At 72.0% G+C, this 22,412-nt stretch carries 13 protein-coding genes; 4 read left to right on the top strand and 9 right to left on the bottom strand.

Annotated elements, in window-relative coordinates; translation table 11 throughout:
• Positions 1 to 77: 77 nt before the first annotated feature.
• Together ACOGI9_RS07555 and ACOGI9_RS07550 are read left to right on the top strand one after the other, a co-directional pair.
• On the top strand, positions 78 to 10,367 hold the full coding sequence (locus ACOGI9_RS07555; protein WP_419856548.1) for an SDR family NAD(P)-dependent oxidoreductase: 10,290 nt from the start codon (positions 78 to 80) through the stop codon (positions 10,365 to 10,367).
• The gene (locus ACOGI9_RS07550) at positions 10,364 to 12,130 is read left to right on the top strand and encodes a uracil-xanthine permease family protein (protein WP_419856547.1); all 1,767 of its coding nucleotides are present in this window, start codon (positions 10,364 to 10,366) and stop codon (positions 12,128 to 12,130) included. The genes ACOGI9_RS07555 and ACOGI9_RS07550 overlap by 4 nt, the downstream gene beginning before the upstream one ends.
• Positions 12,131 to 12,134: 4 nt before the next feature.
• On the opposite strand, the gene ACOGI9_RS07545 is transcribed toward ACOGI9_RS07550, so the two are convergent.
• From ACOGI9_RS07545 to ACOGI9_RS07505, 9 genes are all read right to left on the bottom strand, one after another.
• Positions 12,135 to 13,007, bottom strand: a complete 873-nt coding sequence (locus ACOGI9_RS07545; RefSeq protein WP_419856546.1) for an alpha/beta fold hydrolase — start codon at positions 13,005 to 13,007, stop codon at positions 12,135 to 12,137.
• Positions 13,008 to 13,111: 104 nt separating this feature from the next.
• Entirely contained in the window at positions 13,112 to 13,330 is a 219-nt protein-coding gene (locus ACOGI9_RS07540) for an acyl carrier protein (RefSeq protein ID WP_419859254.1), read from the bottom strand.
• 102 nt (positions 13,331 to 13,432) lie between these two features.
• Complete coding sequence (locus ACOGI9_RS07535) at positions 13,433 to 14,359, bottom strand: SDR family NAD(P)-dependent oxidoreductase (protein WP_419856545.1); 927 nt, start codon at positions 14,357 to 14,359, stop codon at positions 13,433 to 13,435.
• Between the two features lie 31 nt (positions 14,360 to 14,390).
• Complete coding sequence (locus ACOGI9_RS07530; protein WP_419856544.1) at positions 14,391 to 15,746, bottom strand: aspartate aminotransferase family protein; 1,356 nt, start codon at positions 15,744 to 15,746, stop codon at positions 14,391 to 14,393.
• Between the two features lie 22 nt (positions 15,747 to 15,768).
• Positions 15,769 to 16,626 (bottom strand): 3-hydroxyacyl-CoA dehydrogenase family protein, encoded by an 858-nt coding sequence (locus tag ACOGI9_RS07525; protein WP_419856543.1) that lies wholly within the window; start codon positions 16,624 to 16,626, stop codon positions 15,769 to 15,771.
• A complete protein-coding gene (locus ACOGI9_RS07520; RefSeq protein ID WP_419856542.1) occupies positions 16,623 to 17,141 on the bottom strand; it encodes an N-acetyltransferase family protein in 519 nt (172 codons plus the stop codon). Before ACOGI9_RS07520 ends, ACOGI9_RS07525 begins: the two co-directional genes overlap by 4 nt.
• Positions 17,134 to 17,970: an enoyl-CoA hydratase/isomerase family protein gene (locus ACOGI9_RS07515; RefSeq protein ID WP_419856541.1), complete on the bottom strand. Its 837-nt coding sequence runs from the start codon at positions 17,968 to 17,970 to the stop codon at positions 17,134 to 17,136. Before ACOGI9_RS07515 ends, ACOGI9_RS07520 begins: the two co-directional genes overlap by 8 nt.
• Before the next feature lie 16 nt (positions 17,971 to 17,986).
• Positions 17,987 to 19,207 (bottom strand): thiolase family protein, encoded by a 1,221-nt coding sequence (locus tag ACOGI9_RS07510; protein WP_419856540.1) that lies wholly within the window; start codon positions 19,205 to 19,207, stop codon positions 17,987 to 17,989.
• A 45-nt stretch (positions 19,208 to 19,252) separates the two neighbouring features.
• Positions 19,253 to 20,047: an enoyl-CoA hydratase/isomerase family protein gene (locus tag ACOGI9_RS07505; protein WP_310777134.1), complete on the bottom strand. Its 795-nt coding sequence runs from the start codon at positions 20,045 to 20,047 to the stop codon at positions 19,253 to 19,255.
• 321 nt (positions 20,048 to 20,368) lie between these two features.
• Between ACOGI9_RS07505 and ACOGI9_RS07500 the strand changes: the two genes are divergently transcribed.
• Together ACOGI9_RS07500 and ACOGI9_RS07495 are read left to right on the top strand one after the other, a co-directional pair.
• A complete protein-coding gene (locus ACOGI9_RS07500; protein WP_419856539.1) occupies positions 20,369 to 21,634 on the top strand; it encodes an MFS transporter in 1,266 nt (421 codons plus the stop codon).
• On the top strand, positions 21,631 to 22,380 hold the full coding sequence (locus ACOGI9_RS07495) for an alpha/beta family hydrolase (protein ID WP_419856538.1): 750 nt from the start codon (positions 21,631 to 21,633) through the stop codon (positions 22,378 to 22,380). The genes ACOGI9_RS07500 and ACOGI9_RS07495 overlap by 4 nt, the downstream gene beginning before the upstream one ends.
• Positions 22,381 to 22,412 lie beyond the last annotated feature (32 nt).

The raw sequence follows: 22,412 nt of genomic DNA, 5'->3' as shown, positions 1-22,412 counted from the left end.
TGACACTGCTTTCGGGTGACACTGCGGCCGAACAAATGTCCGGTCCGGGGAAGCCGGCCGGCAAGGGGATCAACACCATGGCAGATCGAAACGGGTGGCGTGCCGAGCCGGTCGCGATCATCGGGATGGCGTGCCGTTTCCCCGGCGCGTCGGGCATTCCCGCCTTCTGGCGCCTGCTCGAAGAGGGCGGGAACTCCGTCCAGGAAGGGGTCCCGGGTTCCGGCGTGGGGCGCTGGGGCCAGATCTTCGGGGACCACGCGGTCCTGAGCGACGGCTGCCGTTTCGGCGCCTTCGTGGACGACATCGACCTGTTCGACGACGCCTTCTTCAGGATCTCGCCGGTCGAGGCGGAACTGCTGGATCCACAGCAGCGCATGATGCTGGAGACGACCTGGGAGGCGCTCGAGGACGCCGGGATCGATCCCGACGGACTGAGGGAGACGCTCACGGGCGTCTACACGGGGATCAGCAACGACGAGTACCGGATGCTCGTCGTGGACTCGAGCAAGCCCGCCGAGCCCGCGAGCTGTCTCTACGCGCTCAGCGGCACGAACCTGAACGGCACGAGCGGCCGGGTCTCGTTCGTGCTGGGGCTCCGGGGGCCGGCGAAGGCGGTGGACGCCGCGTGCGCCTCCTCCATGGTCTCGGTCCACGACGCGGTGGCGGACCTGCAGCAGGGCAGGGCGGATCTGGCCATTGCCGGCGGCGTGCAGGCGATTCTCAACGGCCGCATCTACGAACTCCGCGCGGACGCGATGATGCTGTCGCCGGACGGGCAGTGCAAAACCTTCGACGCGTCGGCGAACGGATACGTGCGGGGCGAGGGCTGCGGGGTCGTCGTCCTCAAACGGCTGAGCGAGGCGGCGGCGGACGGCGACCGGATCTGGGCCGTGATTCGCGGCTCGGCGGTGAACCACGGCGGGGCGAGCACGGGGCTCACGGTGCCGCACACGCCGGCGCTGGAAGAGGTGATGCAGACGGCGCTGGCGGATGCGGGCGTGTCTCCCCTCGAGGTGGACTACCTGGAGGCTCACGGGACGGGCACCACGGTGGGCGACCCGATCGAGGCCAACGCGGTGGTCGCGGTCTACGGGAAGGGCCGGGACGCGGACAACCCGCTGCTCATGGGCTCGGTGAAGACGAACATCGGGCACCTCGAATCGGCCGCCGGGGTGGCGGGCGTGATCAAGGCGGCGCTCGTCCTGCACCGCGGCGTGATTCCGAAGCACCTCCATTTCCACGATCCCAACCCGAGCCTGGACTGGGACCGTCTCCCGCTGCGGGTGACCTCGTCGATGATGGAGTGGCCGAGCGGCACGGACGGGCCCCGACGCGCGGGGGTCAACTCGTTCGGGATCTCCGGGACGAACGCCCATCTCGTGATGGAGGAATACCTCGCCCCGGACGAGGCCGCGGACGAAGCCCGGGCCGATGGGGGCTGGGTCGCGGGCGCCGGGGTGCCGGTGGCGGTTTCCATGTCGGAGACGGTGGCGGACGTGCCGGTTCCGGACGGCGTCGGCCCGCGCGCGACGCGCCTGCTTCCGCTGTCGGGCAAGTCGGACGGCGCGCTGAGCGACCTCGCCGCACGGTACGTGTCGTGGCTGGACGAGCACGCCGAGGCGTCCTCCTCCGGGGACCTCGCCTCGGACCCGCTCCTCTCGGACATGGCGTGGACGGCGGGCGTGGGGCGGAGCCACTTCGACCGCCGCGCGGGCGTCGTCTTCCGCGACGCGGCGTCGCTGCGGGAGCGACTTCTCGCGCTTGCGGGGACGGATGGGGGCGCGCCGGCGGGGGCGCCGGCCCGGGTGGCCTTCGCCTACACGGGGCAGGGGAGCCAGTGGGCCGGCATGGGAGCGGCGCTCTACGAGAGCGAGCCCGTGGCGCGGGCCGTGCTCGACCGCTGTGAGGCGGTCTTCGTCGAGGAGAGAGGCGCCTCGCTGCTCGACGTCATGTTCGGCCGGCCGGACGGGACCGGGGATCTCGGGGACACGGCGTGGGAGCAGCCCGCGCTCTACGCGCTGGAGTGCGCGCTGACCGCGCTGTGGGGGAGCCTCGGCGTCCGTCCGGACGTGGTCATCGGGCACAGCATCGGCGAACTCGCGGCGTCTCAGGCGGCGGGCGTGTTCTCCCTCGAGGATGGGATGCGTTTCGCCGCGGCGCGCGGGGCGCTGATGTCGCGCATGGAGGAGGGCGGCATGGCGGCGGTGTTCGCGCCCCCGGAGCAGGTGGCGTCGGCCGTCGAGGCCGTGAACGCGGCGGCGTCCGGCGTCGGGCTGAGCATTTCGGGCTACAACGGCAGTCACCAGGTCGTGAGCGGGCCGGTCGCGGACATCGAAGCCATCTCGGAGCGATTCGAGGGGGAGGGGGTACGGGTCCGACGTCTGAACACGAAGCGGGCGTTCCACAGCGCCCTGGTCGATCCCATCCTGGACGAACTCGCTGCGTCGCTCGACGGGGCCGCGATCGAAGCTCCGTCCCTCACTGTGGTCAGCAACCTCACGGGCCGGGCGGTGGATGCCGGACAGGAACTGGACGGGGCCTATTGGCGACGGCACGCGCGCGAGCCGGTGGCCTTCGCCCAGGGCGTGCGGACGCTGGCGGACCTCGGCGTCGACCTCGTGCTGGAGATCGGTCCCCGATCGCTGCTGGCCCCGATGGCGGCCTCCGCCTGGCCGGAGTCGCCCCAGGCACCGGCCCCGGCGGTCCTGTCCAGCCTCACCGCGCCGCCGGCCGATGCACCCGAGGCGGAGGACGCGGGCGGCTTCGCGGAGGCGGTCGCCGCGGCGTACGAGGCGGGCCTCCCGATTCGCTTCGCCGGGCTCTTCGCCGGGGAGACGCGGAGACGGATCTCGCTCCCCAGCTACCCGTTCCAGCGCGTCCGCCACTGGCTCGCGCCGCCGAAACGCCGTCGTGGGAGCGCGGGCCACCCGCTGCTGGGCGCCCGCCACGAGTCCGCCCGCGGCGAGGTCGCCTTCGAGACGGACGTGTTCCCGACGGATCCGGCCTGGATGGAAGACCACCGCGTGTTCGGCCGCGTGGTGGCGCCCGGCGCGCTGTACGGGGCCATGACGATCGCCGCCTCTCTCCTCGAGGAGGGAGGGTCGGTGGTTGTGGAGGAGATGCAGTTGCACAACCCGCTCGTCTTCGATGAGGAGGAGGACGACACGGACGCGGCGGGGCGGACGCTGCAGGTCGTGCTCGACGCCCCCGACCCGTCGGAGCCGCGCGGCGTCCAGATCTTCAGCCGGGGGAGCGAAGGCGTCTGGACGGTCCACGTGGAGGGCCGTCTGGCGGTCGGCATTCCCGACCCGGAGGACAGCGCCCGCATCGACCTCGAGAGCCTGAGGGCCGATCTCTCGCCAGTGGAGGTGGCGGACTACTACCGGCAGCGCGCGAGCACGGGGGTCGATCTCGGTCCGTCCTTCCGCACGCTGGGGAAGGCCTGGTCCGGCCCCGGGGAGGCGGTGGCCGAGGTGTCGCTGCCGGAGGCGTTGGCCGGACACGGGCTGGACGTGCATCCGCTCGTGCTGGATGGCTGCTTCCAGGCCGTGGGCGTGGCCCGCAACGTGGCGGGCACGGAGGGTGGCGCCACGTATCTCCCGTTCGGCTGGGAACGCCTGTGGCTGGCCGGGCCGCTGCCCGACCGGGTGGTGTGCCACGTGCGCCTGAGCGACGCCTCGCGCGAAGCGGAAGCCGAGGGAAGCGAGCCCGCGGAGGTCCTGAGCGGCGAACTGCGCATCTACGATCCGGACGGCGCGCCGCTCGGCCGCCTGAGCGGCTACGCGGTGAAGCGGGCCACGCGGCAGGCGCTCCTCTCGGCGGTCGAGGGGATCAACGACCTGCTGTACGAGGTCGCATGGCGCGAGCGCGAACTCCCGCTGGGTATCGCTCCCGCGGACTTCTTCCCGAGCCCCGCCGCCGTCGCGGGGGGCGCGCAGTCGTTCGCCGGCTACCTGACCGACGCGGGCGTCGATCCGGACGACCGCAACGCCCTGCTGGCGGACCTCGAGCGCTGGTCGCACGCCCGCGCCCTGGCGACCCTCGAGGAGCTGGGCTGGCGGAGAACGGCCGGGGAGACGGTGGACCCGGAGCCACTCCGGGAGGAGCTGGACGTCCTCCCGGAACACGGGCGCCTTTTCCGCCGCATGTTCGAGATGCTCGCCTGGTGCGGCGTGGCGGAGGAGACGGCCGAAGGCTTCCGCATCCTCGTGGGGCCGGACGATCCGTTGCCGGAACAGCTGCCGCGGGATCTCGACGAGTTCGCGACCGGGATGGCCGGCCGCTATGCCCACGGTCTCACGGAGGTCGGCCTCTTCCGGCGCTCCGGCGAGGCGCTGGCCGATGCGCTTCGGGGCAAGGCGGATCCGCTCACGCTCCTGTTCAGCAGCGGCGAGCCCACGGCGGCGGACCTGTACCTGAAGGCGCCCGTCGCGCGGGCCGCGAACGAGATGCTGGCGGAGGCGGTGCGGGCGCTGGTGGCCGCGCTCCCGGCCGGCCGGCGGCTGCGGGTGATCGAGGTCGGGGCGGGGACGGGGTCGGCGACCGCGTCGGTCCTGCCGGAGTTGCCGGAGGGGCAGTTCGACTACGTGTACACCGACATCTCCGCCGGTTTCTTCGCGGAGGCCGAGGCGCGCTTCGGCGACGGCGGCGGGGGCATCGAATACCGTCCCCTGGACATCGAGAAGGACCCCATCGCCCAGGGCTTCGACGCCCACGGCTACGACCTCATGATCGCCTCGAACGTGCTCCACGCGACGCGATACCTGGAGGAAACGCTCGGCCACTGCCGGGACCTCATGGCGCCGTCCGGGCAGCTGGTCGCGCTCGAAAACCTCACCGGCCTCGGCTGGATGGATCTCACGTTCGGGCAGCTCGACGGCTGGTGGCGCTTCGCCGACGACTACCGTCCGCACCACGCGCTGGCGGACCCCGGAATATGGCGGCAGGCCCTCGGCGACGCGGGGTTCGAGGCGGTGGAAGTTCTCGGCGTGGACGAGTCCGATCCCGACATGAAGCTCGACAAGGGCGTGATCGTGGCGCAGGGCCCGGCGAAGGTGACGGAGCCCGCGGGCGCCTGGGTTCTCGCGGCAGACGAGGGCGGCGTGGCGGAGAGACTGGCCGCCGAGCTGAGATCGCGGAACCAGGCCGTCGTCCTCGCGAACGGGAAGGACCCCGGCGACCGCGAGGCGTGGCGGTCGCTGATCGAGAGCCTGCCCGAGGGGGTCCCGTTCCACGGCGCCGTGCACCTCGCGGCGCTGGACGGCCACGGGGAACGCGCCACGACCGATGAAATGGCCGCCGACATCGAGGGCGCGGTGGCGAGCGCGCTCGCGCTCGTACAGGGCGTGGGCGATTCGGATCTGACCCCCGAGAAGGGCGTGTGGTTCATCACCCGCGGCGCCCAGATCCTCGAGCGCGAGCGGGGCGGGGCACTCGCCGGCGCCGCCGTGTGGGGGTTCGGCAAGGGCGTGGTCCGGGAAGCGACGCACCTGCAGACGCGGATGCTCGATCTCGATCCCGGCGCGATGGCGCCGGAACCGGATCTCGCGAACGAACTCCTCTACCCCGACCCCGAGAACCACATCGCGTACCGCCGCGGAAGCCGCCGCGTGGCGCGCCTCGTGCGCATGGGCTCCGGCGCCGAGCGCCTCGAGTTCCCGGAGGAGACGGAATGGGTGCTGGCGCCGGACACGGGGGGCGTGTTCGACCGGCCGCACGTGCAGACCCTCCCGGCGCGGCCGCTGGAACCGCATGAAGTTCGCGTGGCGGTCGAGGCCTCCGGCCTCAACTTCTGGGACGTGTTCCGGTCGCTCGGCTTCATCGAGGAGGGCCTGCTGGGGCGGGAGATGAGCGGCCACATCCTCGAGACGGGGTCCGACGTGTCCTCCGTCTCCGTCGGCGATCACATCGTCGGGCTGGGGTTCGGCGCCTTCGCGCCGCAGATGATCACGCACGCGGAACTCGTCGCTCCCGCGCCGGAAGGCTTCTCCGTCAGCGGCCTCGCGACGGTGCCGAGCGCGTTCGTGTCGGCGGCGCTGTCCTTCGAACTGTCCGGGCTGGAAGCGGGGGAGCGGGTCCTCGTTCACGCCGGCGCGGGCGGCGTCGGGCTCGCCGCGATCCAGCTCGTGCAGGCGGCCGGCGCGGAGGTGTTCGCCACGGCCAGCGCCCCGAAACAGGCGTATCTGCGCTCGCTCGGCGTCGAGCACGTGTTCGACAGCCGCACGACCGACTTCGGGGATGAGATCCTCGACGCGACGGGCGGCGAGGGCGTGGACGTGGTCCTGAACAGCCTCACGAGCGAGGGCTTCATCGACGCGAGCCTCGCCTGCCTCCGTGAGGGCGGCCGCTTCGTCGAGATGGCCCGGCGCGACATCCTCACCGAGGAGGAGATGGCGGCCGTGCGTCCGGACGTGGGCTACTGGATCCTCGAACTGGACGTGGTCAAGAAGACGGACCCCGCGTGGGCGGGGCGGATCCTGCGTGGCCTGATGGCGCGCGTCGCGGCGGGAGAACTCGAGCCTATCGTCCACAGCCGGTGGCCGCTGGCCGAAGCCGGCGCCGCGCTGTCGTTCATGCGCTCCGCCCGCCACCTCGGGAAGATCGTCGTGACGACGCCTCCGCTCGTGCGGGGCTCGCTGCGCGCGGATCGGAGCTACCTGGTGACGGGCGGCCTGGGCGGGATCGGGATCGCCGTGGCCGACTGGCTCGCCGAGCGGGGAGCGGGGGCGATCGTGCTGAACGGGCGGCGGGACCCGGACCCCGAAGCCGAGGAGGCCATTCGGGCGCTCCGGCAGCGCGGCGCGACGGTCCAGGTCGAACTGGCCGACATGACCGACCAGGGGGCCATCGACGCCATGCTGGAGCGCATCGAGCGCGATCTGCCGCCGCTCGGAGGCGTGATCCACAGCGTGGGCGTGCTGTCGGACGGCGCGCTCCCCAACCAGAGCTGGGAGCGGTTCGAGAGGGTGCTGTGGCCCAAGATCCTCGGCGCCTGGCACCTGCACCGCGCGACGATGGACCGGGATCTGGACTTCTTCACGCTTTTCTCGAGCCGGGTCGGCGTCATGGGCAATCCGGGCCAGACGAACCACGCCTCGGCCAACGCCTTCCTGGACCAGCTCGCCGGCCATCGCCGCGCGCTGGGCCTCCCGGGGCAGGCGATCGCCTGGGGCGCCTGGTCCGACATCGGCGAGGCGGCGGAACAGCGCGACCGGATCGACCGGCAGCGGTCGGCGCTCGGCGGCCGCTGGTTCACGCCGCAGCAGGGCATGCGGGCGTTCGACCGGCTCGTGCGGCAGGACGCCACGACATCGGTCGTCATGTCGATGGACTGGGACGTGTTCGAGGAGGCCGTCGAGGATCCTCCGCCGCTGCTCGAGGATCTGCTCTCCGCGGTGTCCGATGCCAAGGCGGGCGACGACGCCTCCTCCGAGGATGTCCTCACCCGGCTTCGGGGAACGCTGGCGGCGGAACGCGAGGACCTCCTGGTGTCGTTCGTGCAGGGGGAGGTCCAGGCCGTGCTGCGGCTGTCGTCGGCCCCGGCCCCCACCGTGGGCTTCTTCGACCTCGGGATGGACTCGCTGATGGCCGTGGAGTTGCGCAACCGGCTGAACCGGGCGTTTGCCGGGACGTACACGGCGCCGAACACGCTGGTGTTCGACTATCCGAACATCGCCGAACTCGCCGCGCACCTCGCGGAGGAACTCGGGGAAGGGGGGGCGGCTCCGGCCCCGGCCTCCGAGCCCGCGCAGGAGGCCGGCGTCCGCCCGTCGACACTGGACCCGGACGACGGCGCCGTGGGCGACGGCGCGGTGGACGATGGCGTCGCGATCGTGGGCATGGCGTGCCGTTTCCCCGGCGCGCCGGACCTCGCCGCCTTCTGGCGCCAACTCGACGCCGGGACGGATGCGGTCACGGACGGGCGCCGGGACGCGGGCCCGTGGAACGGCGTGGCCGGAGATCCCGCCTCGGAGGATCAGGACTCGCGCCGCGGCGCCTTCCTCGAGGACATCGACAAGTTCGACGCGCGCTTCTTCGGGATCACTCCGATCGAGGCGCGGATGATGGACCCCCGCCAGCGCCTCCTGCTTGAGACGACGTGGCACGCGCTGGAGGATGCGGGCCTGGATTCGGCGCGGTTGAAGGGCACGAACACCGGGGTCTACGCCGGAGTCACCACGGGAGACTACCGGGATCTCGCCGCGGCCATGGGCCACGGGCACGGATACCTGGGGACGACGATGAGTGTGACCGCGGGCCGGATCTCGTTCGCGCTCGGTCTCACCGGTCCCGCGGTGCCGCTCGACATGGCGTGCGCTTCCTCGCTCGTGGCCGTCCACCAGGCCGCCGCCGCCGTCCGGCAGGGAGAGGTGGGACTGGCCCTCGTCGGCGGCGTCAACGCGATCCTGTGGCCCGAGACGGCCACTTTCATGACGGAGGTCGGGCTGCTCTCGGCGAGCGGACGCTGCCACACCTTCGATGCGGCGGCGGACGGATTCGTGCGCGGCGAGGGGTGCGGGGTCGTCGTCCTCAAGCGGCTCGCCGATGCGAAGGCCGACGGCGACCGGATCTGGGGCGTGATCCGCGGATCCGCGGTCAACCAGAACGGGACCAGCGCGGGGCTCACGGTGCCGAACGGGCCGGCCCAGGAACGCGTGATCGAGAAGGCGCTCGCGCAGGCGGGCGTTCCGCCGGCGTCGGTGGACTACCTCGAGGCGAACGGGGTGGGATCCGATCTGGGCGACCCGATCGAGGTGCAGGCGGCCGCGGCCGTCTACGGCCGGGAACGCGACGAGGAGCGGCCGCTCCTGATCGGTTCCGTGAAGACGAACATCGGCCATCTCGAGTGCGCGGCCGGGATCGCGAGCCTCATCAAGGCGGTCCTCGCCATGAACGAAGGCCGGATCCCGAAGCAGCTTCACTTCCACAACCCGAACCCCCACCTGGCCTGGGAGGACCTCCCGGTGCGGGTCACGGACGAGGCCGTGGCGTGGCCGGCGAACGGCGACCGGCCGCGCCGGGCGGGGGTGAGTTCGTTCGGGATTTCGGGGACGAACGCGCACGTCGTCGTCGAGGGGAACGGCGGGCCGGACCGCGCTTCGATCGTGAACGGCGCCCGGATGCCGGCGGGCCCGGCGGTCACGGTTCCGGTCGCCGTGCCGGAGTCGGCGGGGGCGTCGGCGCCCGACGCGGTTGCCGCCGCTCCCCGGGAGACCCGCCTCCTGCCTCTCTCGGCCAAGTCGCCGCGGGCGTTGCGGGAGATGGCGCGGCTGTACCTCGAGTGGCTGGTGGGGCACGCCGACGAGACGCCGGAGGAGGGTGACGCCGGAGGCTCGGTGCTCGCGGACATGGCGTGGACGGCGGGGATCGGCCGGACTCAGCTCGCCCACCGCGCCGGCCTCCCCTTCCGCGACATGAAGTCCCTTCGCGATGAACTTGGCGTGCTCGCCGAGCGGGCCGTCGACGACGACTGGCGCCGCCACGCCGGGCCGGTCACCGCTCCGAGGGTGGCCTTCGTCTTCGCCGGAGAAGAGGGCGCGCGGGACGGATCGGGCGAGGCGCTGTACGACGGGGAGCCGGCCGTCCGCGCCATCCTCGATCGCTGTGACGCGGTGCTGAGGGAAGCACGGGACGGGGCATCGCTCCTCGACGTGATGTTCGGTCGCGACGGGGCGCAGGGAACCCTGCGGGACCCCGAGTGGGCACAGCCGGCCGCGTACGCCATGGGCTGCGCGCTCACGGCCCTCTGGGCGAGCGTGGGCGTCCGCCCCGGCGCGGTGGCGGGCCACGGCGTCGGCGAGCTGGCGGCGGGCTGGGCGGCCGGCGTCTTCAGCCTGGAGGATGGGCTGCGGCTCGCCGCGGCGAGAGGGGCCGCCATGGCCCGGCCGAAACAGCGGCTGGCGGCCGCCGTGCCCGACGGCGAAGCGGGCGAATCCGCACACGATCCGCTCGACGACCTGGAAGACGCGGCGCGCGGGATGGAGCTTTCGCCGCCTTCCGTGGCGATCGTCAGCCAGGTGACGGGCCGCAGGATGGACCCCGCCGAGGCGCCGGACGGAGCCTACTGGCGCGAGCAGGCGCGGGCGCAGGAGGATCCGGGCCGTACCTCCCGGGCGCTGGCGGACCTCGGCGTGGACCTCGTGGTGGACCTTGGGATGGCGTCGCCTGCGGGTCCGACGGCGCTTCGCGACTGGCCGCCCGCGGAGGCCCGTGCGGGGCAACCGTTCGCGGCCGCCGTGGCGAGGGCGTACGAGGCCGGGCTTCCCATCTCCTTCGCGGGGCTGTTCGCGGGTGAGACGAGGCGCCGGATCGCGCTGCCCGGCTACCCGTTCCAGCGCCGACGCCACTGGATCGAGACGAGGGCTTGAACGCCCCCGCGGCGGACGGCCGGGCCGGCGTCCGCTACCAGCCCGACGAGAAGCCCTCGACGCCGCTGGCGCTCGGCGTCGGGCTCCAGCTCGCGGTGCTGAACATCGCGGCGATCGTGCTGATCCCGCTCGTCGTGATGCGGGCCGCGGGCGTCAGCGAGGAATATCTTTCGTGGGCGGTGCTGGCGTCCGTCACGGCCTGCGGCCTGGCGACGATGCTGCAGTCGGTCCGGGCGGGGCGCTTCGGCACCGGACACGTCCTCCTGATGGGCACCTCCGGCGCTTTCATCCCGGCGTGCATCCTGGCGCTCACCGAGGGTGGTCCCGCCCTTCTCGCCACCCTCGTCGTCGTCGCCGCGTTCATCCCGCTCGTGCTCTCCTGGCGGCTGTCCCTCCTCCAGCGGATCCTGACCCCATCGGTCTCGGGCACGGTGATCATGCTGATTCCCGTGACGGTGCTGCCCTTCGTGTCGGGGCTCCTCGCCACCGGGCCGGACGGCGCCGCTCCCCCGGGCGCCCCCCTCAGCTTCTTCGTCACCCTGATCCTGATCGGATGCCTCGCGCTGCGCGGCACCGGGGCGCTCCGCCTGTGGGCCCCCGTGATCGGCGTGATCGTCGGGACCGCGGTCGCCGCCTCGTACGGCCTCTACGATGTGGGACGGATCGCGGACGCGACGTGGGTCGCGCTTCCGCACCCGCGGCCGCCGGGCTTCGACCTCCAGTTCGGGGCGGCTTTCTGGACGCTCCTGCCTTCGTTCCTGCTCGTGGCCGTGATCGCGGCCATCCGGACGATGAGCAGCGCCGTCGCGGTCCAGCGGGTGTCGTGGCGGCGCGCAAGTCGGGCGACCGATTTCCGGGCCGTGCAGGGCGCGGTGGCCGTGGACGGCGTGGCCAACCTGCTGGCGGGCTGCGCCGGCACGGTGCCGGGGAGCGCGACCACGACCAGCGTACCGCTCACGCAACTCACCGGCGTGGCGGCGCGGGGTGTGGGACTCGCGGCCGGCGCCGCCTTCATCGCCTTCGCCTTCCTTCCCAAGGCCTTCGCGGTCGTGCTCGCGATCCCGGATCCGGTATTCGCGGCGTACCTGGCCGTCCTCCTCGCGATGCTGTTCGCGATCGGCCTCAAGATCGTCCTGCGGGGCGGACTCGACATCCGGAACGGCATCGTCGTCGGCCTCGCCTTCCTGACCGGCGTCAGCTGCCAGTACGGGCTCATCCTCCCCGAGCAGGTGTCCGCCTTCGCCGGCGGCCTGCTGGCCAACGGGATGAACGCCGGCGGTTTCACCGCGATCCTCCTGACCTTCTTCCTGCGTCTGACCGAACCCCGTCAGGCGCGCATCGACATGGAGTTCGGTCCGTCCGCGTTTCCGCGGGTCCGGGAATTCCTCGGGACCTTCGCCGCGAAGGCCCGCTTGGGGGAGGAAATCGCGGACCGTCTGGCTGCCGCCGCCGAGGAGGCGCTGCTCACGCTGACCCGGCCGGAGACATCCGGAGACGACCCTTCCCGGCGCCGACTCGTCATGGCCGCCCGGCGCGAGGCCGGCGAGGTGGCGCTCGAATTCGTCGTCGCGCCGCAGGACGAGAACCTCCAGGATCGCCTCGCGCTGCTCAGCGGCGAGGTCGAGGAAACCGCCGCGGAGAGCGAAGTGTCGCTGCGCCTCCTGCGGCACCTCGCGTCCTCGGTCCGCCATCGGCAGTACTACGACACGGACATCGTCACCGTTCGGGTCGCCGTCGCCGGCACGCCGGGCGGGGGTCCGTAGCGGTCTACAGCAGGCCGTGACCCTCGAGGAACTCGCGCATCAGGTCGACGCACTCCTCCGGCTGCTCCACCTGGAGGAAATGCGTGGATTCCGGTATGAAGTCGTAGTCGACCGTGTTGATGTGACTGAGGTTGAACGACGGCATGTACGAGAACGTCATCGTCGGGTCCGACCCGATGACCTTGGTCGGACACGGAAGGCTCCCCAGGTCCACGAGGAAGGCGTAGGTGCGCGCGTAGGCGAAGATCTGCGCCTCGTATTCGCGCGGACACCGAAGCTCGACGCTCTCCCCGTCCCCGGATTCGCGAAGGACGGTGCTGGCCATCAGGTCCGCGGCCCCCGGGACGGCGCGCGAGAGCACGAGGTGGTGGAGGAGTTCGGAGAACTCCGATTCTCTTCGGAACCGATCCGTCCGGCGCCGCGCGAGTTCCGCCGACCGGTCGGCGGACTTGTCGAACTCGGCCTCGCCCAGCCTCGGCTTGAAGAGGGGTGGGTCGAAGAGGATCCAGGCGGCCAGTTCGCCGGTTCGACCGGTGCCGAGCGAATCCGAGAGGAGCGCCGTCAGCGCCGAAAGGGAGTGGAACACGCCGATCGTCGGCGTCGCGCCGTACCGGGCGGCGATCGTCTCGACGACCTCTTCCTGGTCCCGGATCATGTTGGGGACATTGTGCTCGTCGCGCGGGCCGACGGCGTTCCACCCGTGGTTTCTCAGGTCGTAGACGAACACATCGAAGTCGTCCAGGAACCGCGACCAGAACGGATAGTACAGGTCGACCGCGAGACCGTTGCCGTGGCCCACGAGCAGACGGCGGCCGCCGGTGTTCCCATGTCGCCGCACTTTCGTGACGCTGCCGTCGTCGTGCCGGACATCGTCCACCGAATGCGGCTCCGGTACTTCCCAAACGGGGCGGGAAGTCATGTCATGCGGTCCCCCCGGACCGGTCGGCCCGGGGGGACGCAGTCAAGGCCGGTGGGGTGGGGTCAGGCGGCCTGGGAATCGATGTACGCAGCCAGCTTGCGCAGCGTGTCAAAGCACTCCGGGGGGACCGTGACGCCGAACTCCTGCTCGACGACCTTCTTGAAGGCGACGGCGTCGAGCGAGGAAACGCCCGAATCCGCGAGTCCGCCATCCCACTGGGGCTCACGGCCCAGATCGAGGTGTTCCGCGACGAGTGCTCCAAGGCGAGCTTCACACGACATGGTCAAGACCTTTCCGTAAAGGGTGGGTGAGGCTGTTCCGGTCGGCGACGCGCACATTCGTCTCGCGCCCGGGCCGGATACTTTACCGTCCGCGCGGAATCGTCAAGGAGTCCGGCGGGATTCGGGGCCGAGAATGAGGTCGAAGGCGTCGAGTGGCGTGACGAGCCTGTCTTTCAGAGCCTCGTCGAGCGCGGAGGGCGCCAGGTCGCGGTCGGAGCGGGCCTCGAAGGCGATCCGGGGCACCTCCAGCACGCGGACCCGCCGCCCGGAGACATGGAAGATCTGGTCGCAAGCCGGGCAGTCGGCCTCGGCCAGCCACGCCGCGAGAGCGGCGACGTGCTCGGGCCCGAACGGGTCGTATCCGGTCTCGTCCGGCTCGCCCAGCTGGTCGACGCCGGTCATCCCGGCCACCATGCGGGTCCGCGCCGAGGGCGAGATCACGTTCGAGCGGACGCCGTACGGCGCTCCCTCGATGGAGAGCACCTTCGAGAGACCGATGATGCCCATCTTCGCGGCCCCGTAGTTCGCCTGTCCGAAGTTGCCGCACAGCCCGGAGGTAGAGGTCGTGTGGATGACGGAGGCGGCGCGGGGGCGGCCGGCCTTGGCCTCGGCGCGCCACCAGGCGAGCGCGTGGCGGCTCGGGGCGGCGTGGCCCTTGAGGTGGACGGCGACGACCGCGTCCCACTCGTCCTCGGACATGTTGAACAGGGCCCGGTCCCGGAGGATGCCCGCGTTGTTTACGAGGATGTCGAGTCCGCCGAACGATTCGACCGCGAGGGCGATGAGGTGGCGGGCGGCGGTCCAGTCGGAGACGTCGTGACGGCTGGCCACGGCCCGGCCGCCGCCGGCCCGGATCTCGGCGCAGACGGATTCGGCCGGCCCGCCATCGGCGCCGTCGCCGTCAACGGCCGTGCCGAGGTCGTTGACGACGACGCTCGCCCCGCCGGCCGCCAGGGCGAGCGCGTGGGCCCGGCCGATGCCGCGGCCGGCGCCCGTCACAATCGCCACGCGCCCGGCGAGGCGGCTCACGCCCGGACGCCCTCGCGCGCGATCGGTCGGGTCAGCCGTCGATCCGCCGGCAGGCGGCCGTGAGGCGGCGGATGCCCTCCGCCAGCTCGTCCTCCGAAATGAGGAGCGACGGCCCGATCCGGATCACGTGTCCGTTCAGCCCGCCGCGCCCGATGAGCAAACGCTCCTCGCGGGCCGCCTCGAGCAGCGCGCCGGCCCGGTCCCCGTCCGGCACCTTCCCGGCGCGATCCTCGACCATCTCGATGCCCTGCATCAGCCCCATGCCGCGCACCTCGCCGATCCAGCCGTGCGCGCCCTTCAACGCCTCGAGTCCGGCGCGAAGCTGGGCGCCGCGCTCGGCGGCTCGGGCCGGCACGTTCTCGCGCTTCATCACGCCCAGGGTGGCGCCCATCGCCGCCATGGAGACCGAGTTGCCCCCGTAGGTGGAGATCGACGGCCCCTGCCAGGCCTCGGCGATCTCGGGCCGGGTGACGGTCGCCCCGACGGGGAATCCGTTCGCGATCCCCTTCGCCATCACCATGATGTCCGGCTCGACGCCCCAGTGTTCGATCCCGAACCAGCGGTCCCCGGTCCGGCCGAACCCGGCCTGCACCTCGTCGATGATGAACAGCCCGCCGTAGCTCCGGATCACCTCCGCCGCCCGCCGGAAATAGTCCGGCGGCGGCACGATGACACCGGCCACGCCCTGGATCGTCTCGGCGAAGAAGGCGGCCGGCTTCCCGCCCGTCGTCGTCTCGATGACTTCCACGAGGTCGTCGATGAAAAAGTCCGTCGCCTCGGGGCCGGCGCCGACCGGAGAGCGGTAGAGGTACGGGGACCGGGCGTGGACGATCCCGTCGACGCCCCCGCCGGGCAGCCGCCAGGCGCCCTGCGCGGTCATGTGGCTCGTGAGCGTGCTCCGCCCCGAATAGGAGAGCCGCAGCGCGACGATCTCGTGCCGCCCCGTGTACAGGCGCGCCGTCGCGACCGCGGATTCCACCGCCTCCGTCCCGCTGTTCGTGAAGCAGGTCGTCCGGAGGGCGCCCGGCGCGATCTCCGCCAGCGAGCGCGCGGCCTCGATCTGGTTTTCCGTCACGTAGAGGGCCGAGGTGTGCCCCAGCCGCTCCATCTGCGCGCGCGCCGCCTCGACGACCGCCGGGTTACAGTGGCCGACCGATGTCGTGAGGATGCCCGCGAAAAGGTCCAGGTACTCATCGCCGTCCACGTCGGTGAGCCAGACGCCCTCGCCCCGGGAGAGCGCGAGAGGCTCGCCGTAGTAGGGGCGGACCCAGGGATAGAGGTAGTCGCTCTGAGCGGCGGTCAGCGTCCGCGTACGGGATTCCGCCGCGGGCGCGGGGCCGGCGGCGTGCGTCGAGGACGTCTCCGGGGCGGTCTGTACGTTGCTCACAAGTGTCTCCTGGTTCCAGGCGTCAGTCCCAGCGGTAGAAGCCGCGTCCGCTCTTCCGGCCGAGGCGGCCCGCCGCCACCATCCGCTCGAGCAGGGCGGGGGGTTCGAACACCGGCGATCCCAGCGCCTCGTGCAGGTAGCGGGCGATGTCGAGCCGGACGTCGAGTCCGACGAGGTCTCCCAGTTTCAGCGGTCCCATGGGGTGCCGGTAGCCGAGCATCATCGCGGTGTCGATGTCCTCCGCGCTCGCGACGCCGTCCTCCACCATGCGGATCGCCTCCAGCCCGAGCGCAAGCCCGAGCCGCGAGGAGGCGAACCCGGGCGAGTCCGCGATGACGATCGGCGTCTTCCCCAGGCGTTCGGCGACCTCGCGCGCCCTCGCCACGGTTTCGTCGGACGTCCCCGCCCCGCGCACGATCTCGACGAGCGCCATGATGTGGACGGGGTTGAAGAAGTGCATCCCGATCACGCGGTCGGGCGAAGGAAGTCCCTCCGCGAGGGCGGTGATGGAAAGAGACGAGGTGTTCGTGGCGAGCAGCGCGCCGTCGGCGGCCGCCTCCCCGCACCGGGCGAGGACCTTCTGCTTGAGATCGAGCTTCTCGGGCACGGCTTCGATCGCGATCCCGACCCCGTCGGCGGCTTCCCCCAGGTATCGGCTGTAGGACAACCCGCCGAGCGCCCGATCGCGCGCTTCGGCCGTAACCTTCCCGCGCTGGATCCCCTTGCGGAGATTCGCCTCGATCCGTTCCCGCGCCGTTTCCAGCGCTTCGGGCATGACGTCGAAGAGCCGGGTGTCGTAGCCCGACATCGCCGCGACCTGCGCGATCCCGTGTCCCATCGTGCCGGCCCCGAGCACGGCCAGCGCCGGACGCGCCGTCATTCGAGCCAGTCCTCCGGGTTCATCTCCGGCTCGGGGCGGAGGGCGTACCGGCGCACGACCTCGACGGCCTCGAAGCCGAGGTCGTCGGCGAGCGCGTTCGCGATCAGGTTGTCCGCTCCGGTGAAGAGGCGCACCTCGTGGATGTCCCAGTCCGCCGCCCACTCGAACGCGGCGCGCAGGAGGCGCCGCAGGTTGCCCTTGCGCCGTTCCTCCCGCCTCACGAACGGGGTCTGGATGCGCACGTAGCGCGGCGGGTCGAACAGGGGTTCGTTCTCCTCCACGAAGCAGACGAGCATGCCGTCGAGGCCGCCGTCTTCCGCCTCCAGGACGAAGACGACGCTCGTGGCCTCTTCGATATGGCGGCGGAACATGCCCGCGCGCGTCTGTATCGCATCCGTGCGGAGCCGCCGGTAGGCGGGATTGAGGGCATGAATCCGCATGTACCGGGTCCACATCGCGACGAGTTCGTCGATGTCGTCGATCCGGGCCGGCCGAACCGTGACGGTCTCAGACACGCGCACCCCCCTCCGTCGCTGCCGGGTTGTCGTCCTCGCCGCCGCTCCCGAACCGGGGCGGGCGCTTCTCCACGAAGGCCCGCACGCCCTCGAGCGCGTCCGCGGACTCGAAGCAGGCCTTCTGCGCCGCCGTCTCGTAGTCCATCATCTCGTCGAAGCTGGACGACAGGGACCGCTGTACCGCCTCCTTCGCGAGCCGCAGGGGCAGCGGCGGTTTCCGCGCCAGCGTGCGCGCCCACTCGTGGGCCAGCGGCATGAGTTCATCCGCGGGGACCACGCGGTTCACGAGGCCGATCCGCTCGCACTCGGCGGCCGGCACCATCTCCGCGAAGAAGAAGAGTTCCGCGGCGCGCGCCGGACCCACGAGGCGGGGCACGGCGTAGGTCCCGCCCCAGTCCGGGTGGAGGCCGATACGGTTGAAGGTCTGGCCGATCGACGCCGTCTCGGAGGCGAGCCGGAGGTCGCAGGCGAGGGCGAGGTTCGCGCCGCCCCCCGCCGCGGGCCCGTTCACCGCGGCGATGACGGGCTTGGGCATCCCCCGGATGGCCGACGCGACCCGGCGTCCCGCCTCGACCAGGGCGACGGCCTCGTCGATCGCCCGCGTTTCGATGAGGCGGGTGAGGTACTTGACGTCGGCGCCGGCGCAGAACGCCCGCCCGGCTCCGGTGATGATGACCGCCCGCACCCCGTCGTCCGCGCCGAGCGTCTCGATCCCGCCGGCGATCTCGCCCCGCATCTCGCCGATGAAGGCGTTGAGCTTGTCCGGCCGGTTCAGCGTGAGGGTCCCCACGCCGTCCTCGATATCGATCAGGACGTGTGCCTCGCTCATGCCGAACCTCCCCGCCTCATGCCGTTTCCGCGTCGCGATGCACGAGCAGCGCGATCCCCTGGCCGACCCCGATGCACATCGTGACGAGCCCGTGGCATGCGTCGCGCCGCCGCATCTCGTGGACGAGCGTCGTGAGGATCTTGGCGCCGGTACAGCCGAGGGGATGGCCGAGCGCGATCGCGCCCCCGTTCACGTTCACCCGCGCCGGATCGAGGCCCAGTTCGGCGATGCAGGGCAGGGCCTGCGCGGCAAACGCCTCATTGAGTTCAATCAGGTCGAGGTCATCGACTGTAAGTCCTTCTCGTTGCAGGGCCTTGCGGGTGGCGGGCACGGGTCCGATACCCATCCGCTGCGGCTCCACGCCGGCGACCGCCGAAGCCCCCACGCGGGCCAGGGGCCGAAGGCCGAGTTCGTCCGCGGCGGCCCGGCTCGCGACGAGGACGGCGGCCGCCCCGTCGTTGATGCCGGACGCGTTTCCGGCCGTCACGGTGCCGTCCGCCCGGAAGGCGGCGCGCAGGCGGGCGAGCTGCTCGAGGGTCGTGCCGGGGCGGGGGTGCTCATCGCCTCCCACGCGCAGCGGCTCGCCCTTCCGCTGCGGAACCTCGACCGGCACGATCTCGTCCGCGAACCGGTCCGCCTCGATCGCGGCGGCGGCGCGGCGCTGGCTCTCCACCGCGAAGGCGTCCTGCTCCCCGCGCCCGACGCCGTGGTCCTCCGCCACGACCTCCGCGGTCTCGGCGAGCGGGATCGTCCACGGCTCGGGCATGGCGGGGTTGGCGAAGCGCCAGCCGACGGTGGTGTCCGCGAGCTTCGGCGGCACGCGCGAGAAGGCCCGGTCCGTCTTCAGCATGACCCACGGTGCGCGGGACATGCTCTCGACGCCGCCCGCGATGAACACGTCACCCTCGCCAGCCCGGATCGCGTGCGCGGCGGTGACGACCGCCTGCAGCCCGGATCCGCAGAGCCGGTTCACGGTCTGGCCCGCGACCCCGACCGGGAGTCCGGCCAGCAGCCCGGCCATCCGGGCCACGTTGCGGTTGTCCTCGCCGGCCTGGTTCGTGCACCCGGCGATCACGTCCTCGACGCGGCCGGCCGGGACGCCGGTCCGCTCGACAAGGGCGCGGATCGCGTGCGCCAGGAGGTCGTCGGCCCGCATCGACGAGAGCGCGCCGCCCGCGCGCCCCACCGGCGTGCGGACGGCGTCGATGATGACCGGAGTCCGGTCCGCGCCGCTCACCGCGCTTCGCCCCGCTCCCGCCGTCCCGGCCCGATCCGCCGCGTCCTAGCGCCCCGCGAACTCGGGCGCGCGCCGCTCGACGTAGGCCGCGAGACCCTCGCGCGCGTCGTCTCCCTGGAAGAGGAGTTGCTGCAGCTCGCGCTCGATCGCGAGGCCCTCGGAGAAGGGCACCTCGACGCCGCTGCACACCGACCGCTTGATGCGGCCCACCGCGCGCGACGCCTTGTGGGGCGGCGTGAACTGCCGCGCGTACTCCATCACCTGCGCGTGGAATTCCTCGTCATCTCCCTCGAACACCTTGTTCACGAGCCCCAGTTCCAGCGCCTCCTCGAACCCGAACGTGCGGCCCTCCGCCATCAACTCGATGGCCTTCGGCTTCCCGAGCAGCCGGCCGAGCCGCTGCGTCCCGCCCGTCCCCGGGAGGACGCCGAGGTTCACCTCCGGCAGCCCGATCTTCCCCGCGTCCCGGCGGGCGATCCGGATGTCGCAGGCGAGCGCGATCTCGAGTCCGCCCCCCACGGTGTGCCCGTTCAGGGCGCCGATCACGAGCTTGGGCGTGTGCTCGAGGCGGGTCAGCGTTTCGTTCGCGTGCAGGCAGAAGAAGTACTTGAAGTAGGGGTCCGAGGTCTGGAGCATCTTGATGTTCGCCCCGGCGGAGAAGAACCTGTCTCCCTCGCCCCGGATGACGATGACGTGGACGTTCTCGTCGAAGCGCGCGCGCAGGATCGCGTCGTCCAGGTCGCGCATCATCTCGTACGTGTATGTGTTCGCGGGGGGGTCGTCGATCGTGAAGACCGCGACGCCGTCCTCGGCCGCATATCGAATCAGCGTGTCAGCCATGAATCCCTTCCTCTTGAAAACCGTTCCGAAGATGAAGTCTGAAGATTGCGAGAGGCCGTCCCGCGGGCGTTCCGGGACCCGGGACTGTCCCCGGCGTCCGGTGGGGGGCAAACTATCCCCGCTCCCACCCGACGGACAGTGAGTTTTTGCGCCACGGCCTCCGCCGCCGGAAGCGCAACGCGGGGATCGTCCGGGGTGTCGTGAGCACAGCGTCCACGCGGCCGAGCCGCGCCGCGCTTCGCGCCCCCGGCCGACCCGGCCCGGGCATGGTCCGAGCAGGGAGGAGTTCGGCTTGAAGCATGGGATGACCACCGCAACCGCATGCTGAGACGCTCCGGGCTCGGCGTCCTGTTCGGGACGGTGATGGTGGACATGATGGGCTTCGGCATCGTCCTCCCGCTGCTCCCCTTCTACGCCGAGGAACTGGGCGCCTCGCCGCGCTGGGTCACCCTCATCATCGCCTCCTATTCCGTCACGCAACTCCTGGCCGCCCCCATCTGGGGACGGTTCTCCGACCGCCTGGGGCGGCGGCGTCTCCTCCTGATCGGGCTCCTCGCCTCGGTGCTCTCCTACCTGATGTTCGCGCTCGCCGACAACCTGTGGGAGCTCCTGATCTCGCGTGCGACGGCGGGTGCCGCCGGGGGGACGGTCGGCATCGCCCAGGCCTACGTCGCGGACTCCACCGAAGGGGAGGAACGGGCCCGGGGGCTCGGGCTGATCGGTGCGGCATCCGGTCTCGGAATCATGCTGGGCCCGGCCATCGGCGGGGCCTTCAGCGGCTTCGGGCTGGGGGTGCCGGGCTACGTCGCCGCCGGCCTGTGCCTGGTCAACCTGCTGGCGGCCGTGGTCCTGCTGCCGGAATCGCGGCACTTCCGCTCCGGCAAGGCCGACGCGTCCAGAGGGGAAGCCGCGACGTTCAAGCTGTGGGTGCGCTCGCTGGGCCGCTTCCCGCTGCGCGTGCTCCTGCTCGTGTACTTCCTGACGCTCGCCTGCTTCACCTCGATGACATCGGTCCTGGCGCTGTACACCGAGCGCGTGTTCGCGATGACGGCGGCCGACATGGGCCTCGTGTTCACGCTCGCGGGAGGGTGCACGGTCATCGTTCGCGGAGGCCTCGTCGGCCGGATCGTCAAGAAGTTCGGCGAGCCGAACACGATGCGCGCGGGCTGTCTGCTGCTCGCCCTCGGCGTGGGGGCGATTCCGTTCCTCTCGGATCGCTGGCAGCTCTGGTTCCTCGTACCCGTGTGGGCGTCCGCGACAGGGCTGATCTTCCCGGCGCTCCACGCGCTGATCTCGCGCGCCACGGACGAACACTCGCAGGGGTCCGTGTTCGGCGGCAGCCAGGTCGCCGGAGGCACGGGTCGGGTGCTGGCGCCGCTGGCGGCGGGTCATCTGTTCGAGTTGTATTCGATCGAGAGCCCGTTCCTCGTCGGGGCCGCGGCGTCGGCCGTGGCGCTGTGGCTGGCGCTCCGGATCCCGGCTCCGGCAGCGCCCGAGGCGGAGGAGAAGCTCGACCCGACCGACCGCTGGACGGGCCCGGTGGCCGCCCACGAACCGCGCGACCAGCCGGACACGAAGTCGCCGTGAGCCGGTCCGCTCCCCGCGCCGCCGGCGAGGTCGGCGAGACGCATCGGTTTCCCGAGCAGGCCCAGTTCGTTTCCCTGCGCGTGAGCGAAGTGTCCGCGCTGCTCGTCCGTCCCCCGGAGCCGCGCGCCATGCTCGCCTTCGCGCACGGGGCCGGGGCGGGGATCGAGCACCCGTTCATGTCCGACATGGCGCAGCGGCTGGCGGGGCGGGGGGTCGCGTCGTTTCGCTACCACTTCCCCTACATGGAGGCGCGGGCGCTCTCCGGCCGCCGCCGGCCCCCCGACCGTCCCGCGGTCCTCGTCGAAACCGTGCGGGCCGCCGTCGCGAAGGCCGCCGCCCTGGCGGACGGGCTTCCGCTGCTGGCGGGCGGCAAGTCGATGGGCGGCCGCATGACGTCGACCGCCGCCTCCGGGGCGCCGCTGCCGGGCGTCCGCGGTCTGGTCTTCTTCGGCTTCCCGCTCCACGCGCCCGGCCGTCCCGAGCGGGCCGCCGAGCGCGCGGCCCACCTGAGCGGCGTCACGGTGCCGATGCTCTTTCTGCAGGGGACGCGCGACGCCCTCGCCCGCTGGGATCTGATCGAACCGACGTGCGCCTCGCTCGGCCCGCTCGCGACGCTGCACCGGCTCGAGGGCGCCGACCACTCGTTCCGCGTCCTCAAGCGCAGCGCCCGCACGAACGAGGACGTGGCTGAAGAGATGGCCGCGCACGTGGCCGCCTGGGCCGACCGACGCGGTCCCGAGGATTAGCCGGCGATGGCACGGTTCCGAGATGCGGAGGT

The sequence above is a fragment of the Candidatus Palauibacter irciniicola genome (assembly GCF_965208695.1).
In the GTDB taxonomy this organism is placed as follows: domain Bacteria; phylum Gemmatimonadota; class Gemmatimonadetes; order Palauibacterales; family Palauibacteraceae; genus Palauibacter; species Palauibacter irciniicola.
Note: the sequence above shows the minus strand (reverse complement) of the source record. Positions and strands in the feature narration are given on the sequence as shown.

Excerpts from the sequence above, each read along its gene's own strand:
- ACOGI9_RS07555 (WP_419856548.1), top strand. The coding sequence starts at position 78 with ATGGCAGATCGAAACGGGTGGCGTGCCGAGCCGGTCGCGATCATCGGG.
- ACOGI9_RS07515 (WP_419856541.1), bottom strand. The coding sequence starts at position 17,970 with ATGAGCGAGGCACACGTCCTGATCGATATCGAGGACGGCGTGGGGACC.
- ACOGI9_RS07505 (WP_310777134.1), bottom strand. The coding sequence starts at position 20,047 with ATGGCTGACACGCTGATTCGATATGCGGCCGAGGACGGCGTCGCGGTC.
- ACOGI9_RS07500 (WP_419856539.1), top strand. The coding sequence starts at position 20,369 with ATGCTGAGACGCTCCGGGCTCGGCGTCCTGTTCGGGACGGTGATGGTG.
- ACOGI9_RS07540 (WP_419859254.1), bottom strand. The coding sequence starts at position 13,330 with ATGTCGTGTGAAGCTCGCCTTGGAGCACTCGTCGCGGAACACCTCGAT.
- ACOGI9_RS07525 (WP_419856543.1), bottom strand. The coding sequence starts at position 16,626 with ATGACGGCGCGTCCGGCGCTGGCCGTGCTCGGGGCCGGCACGATGGGA.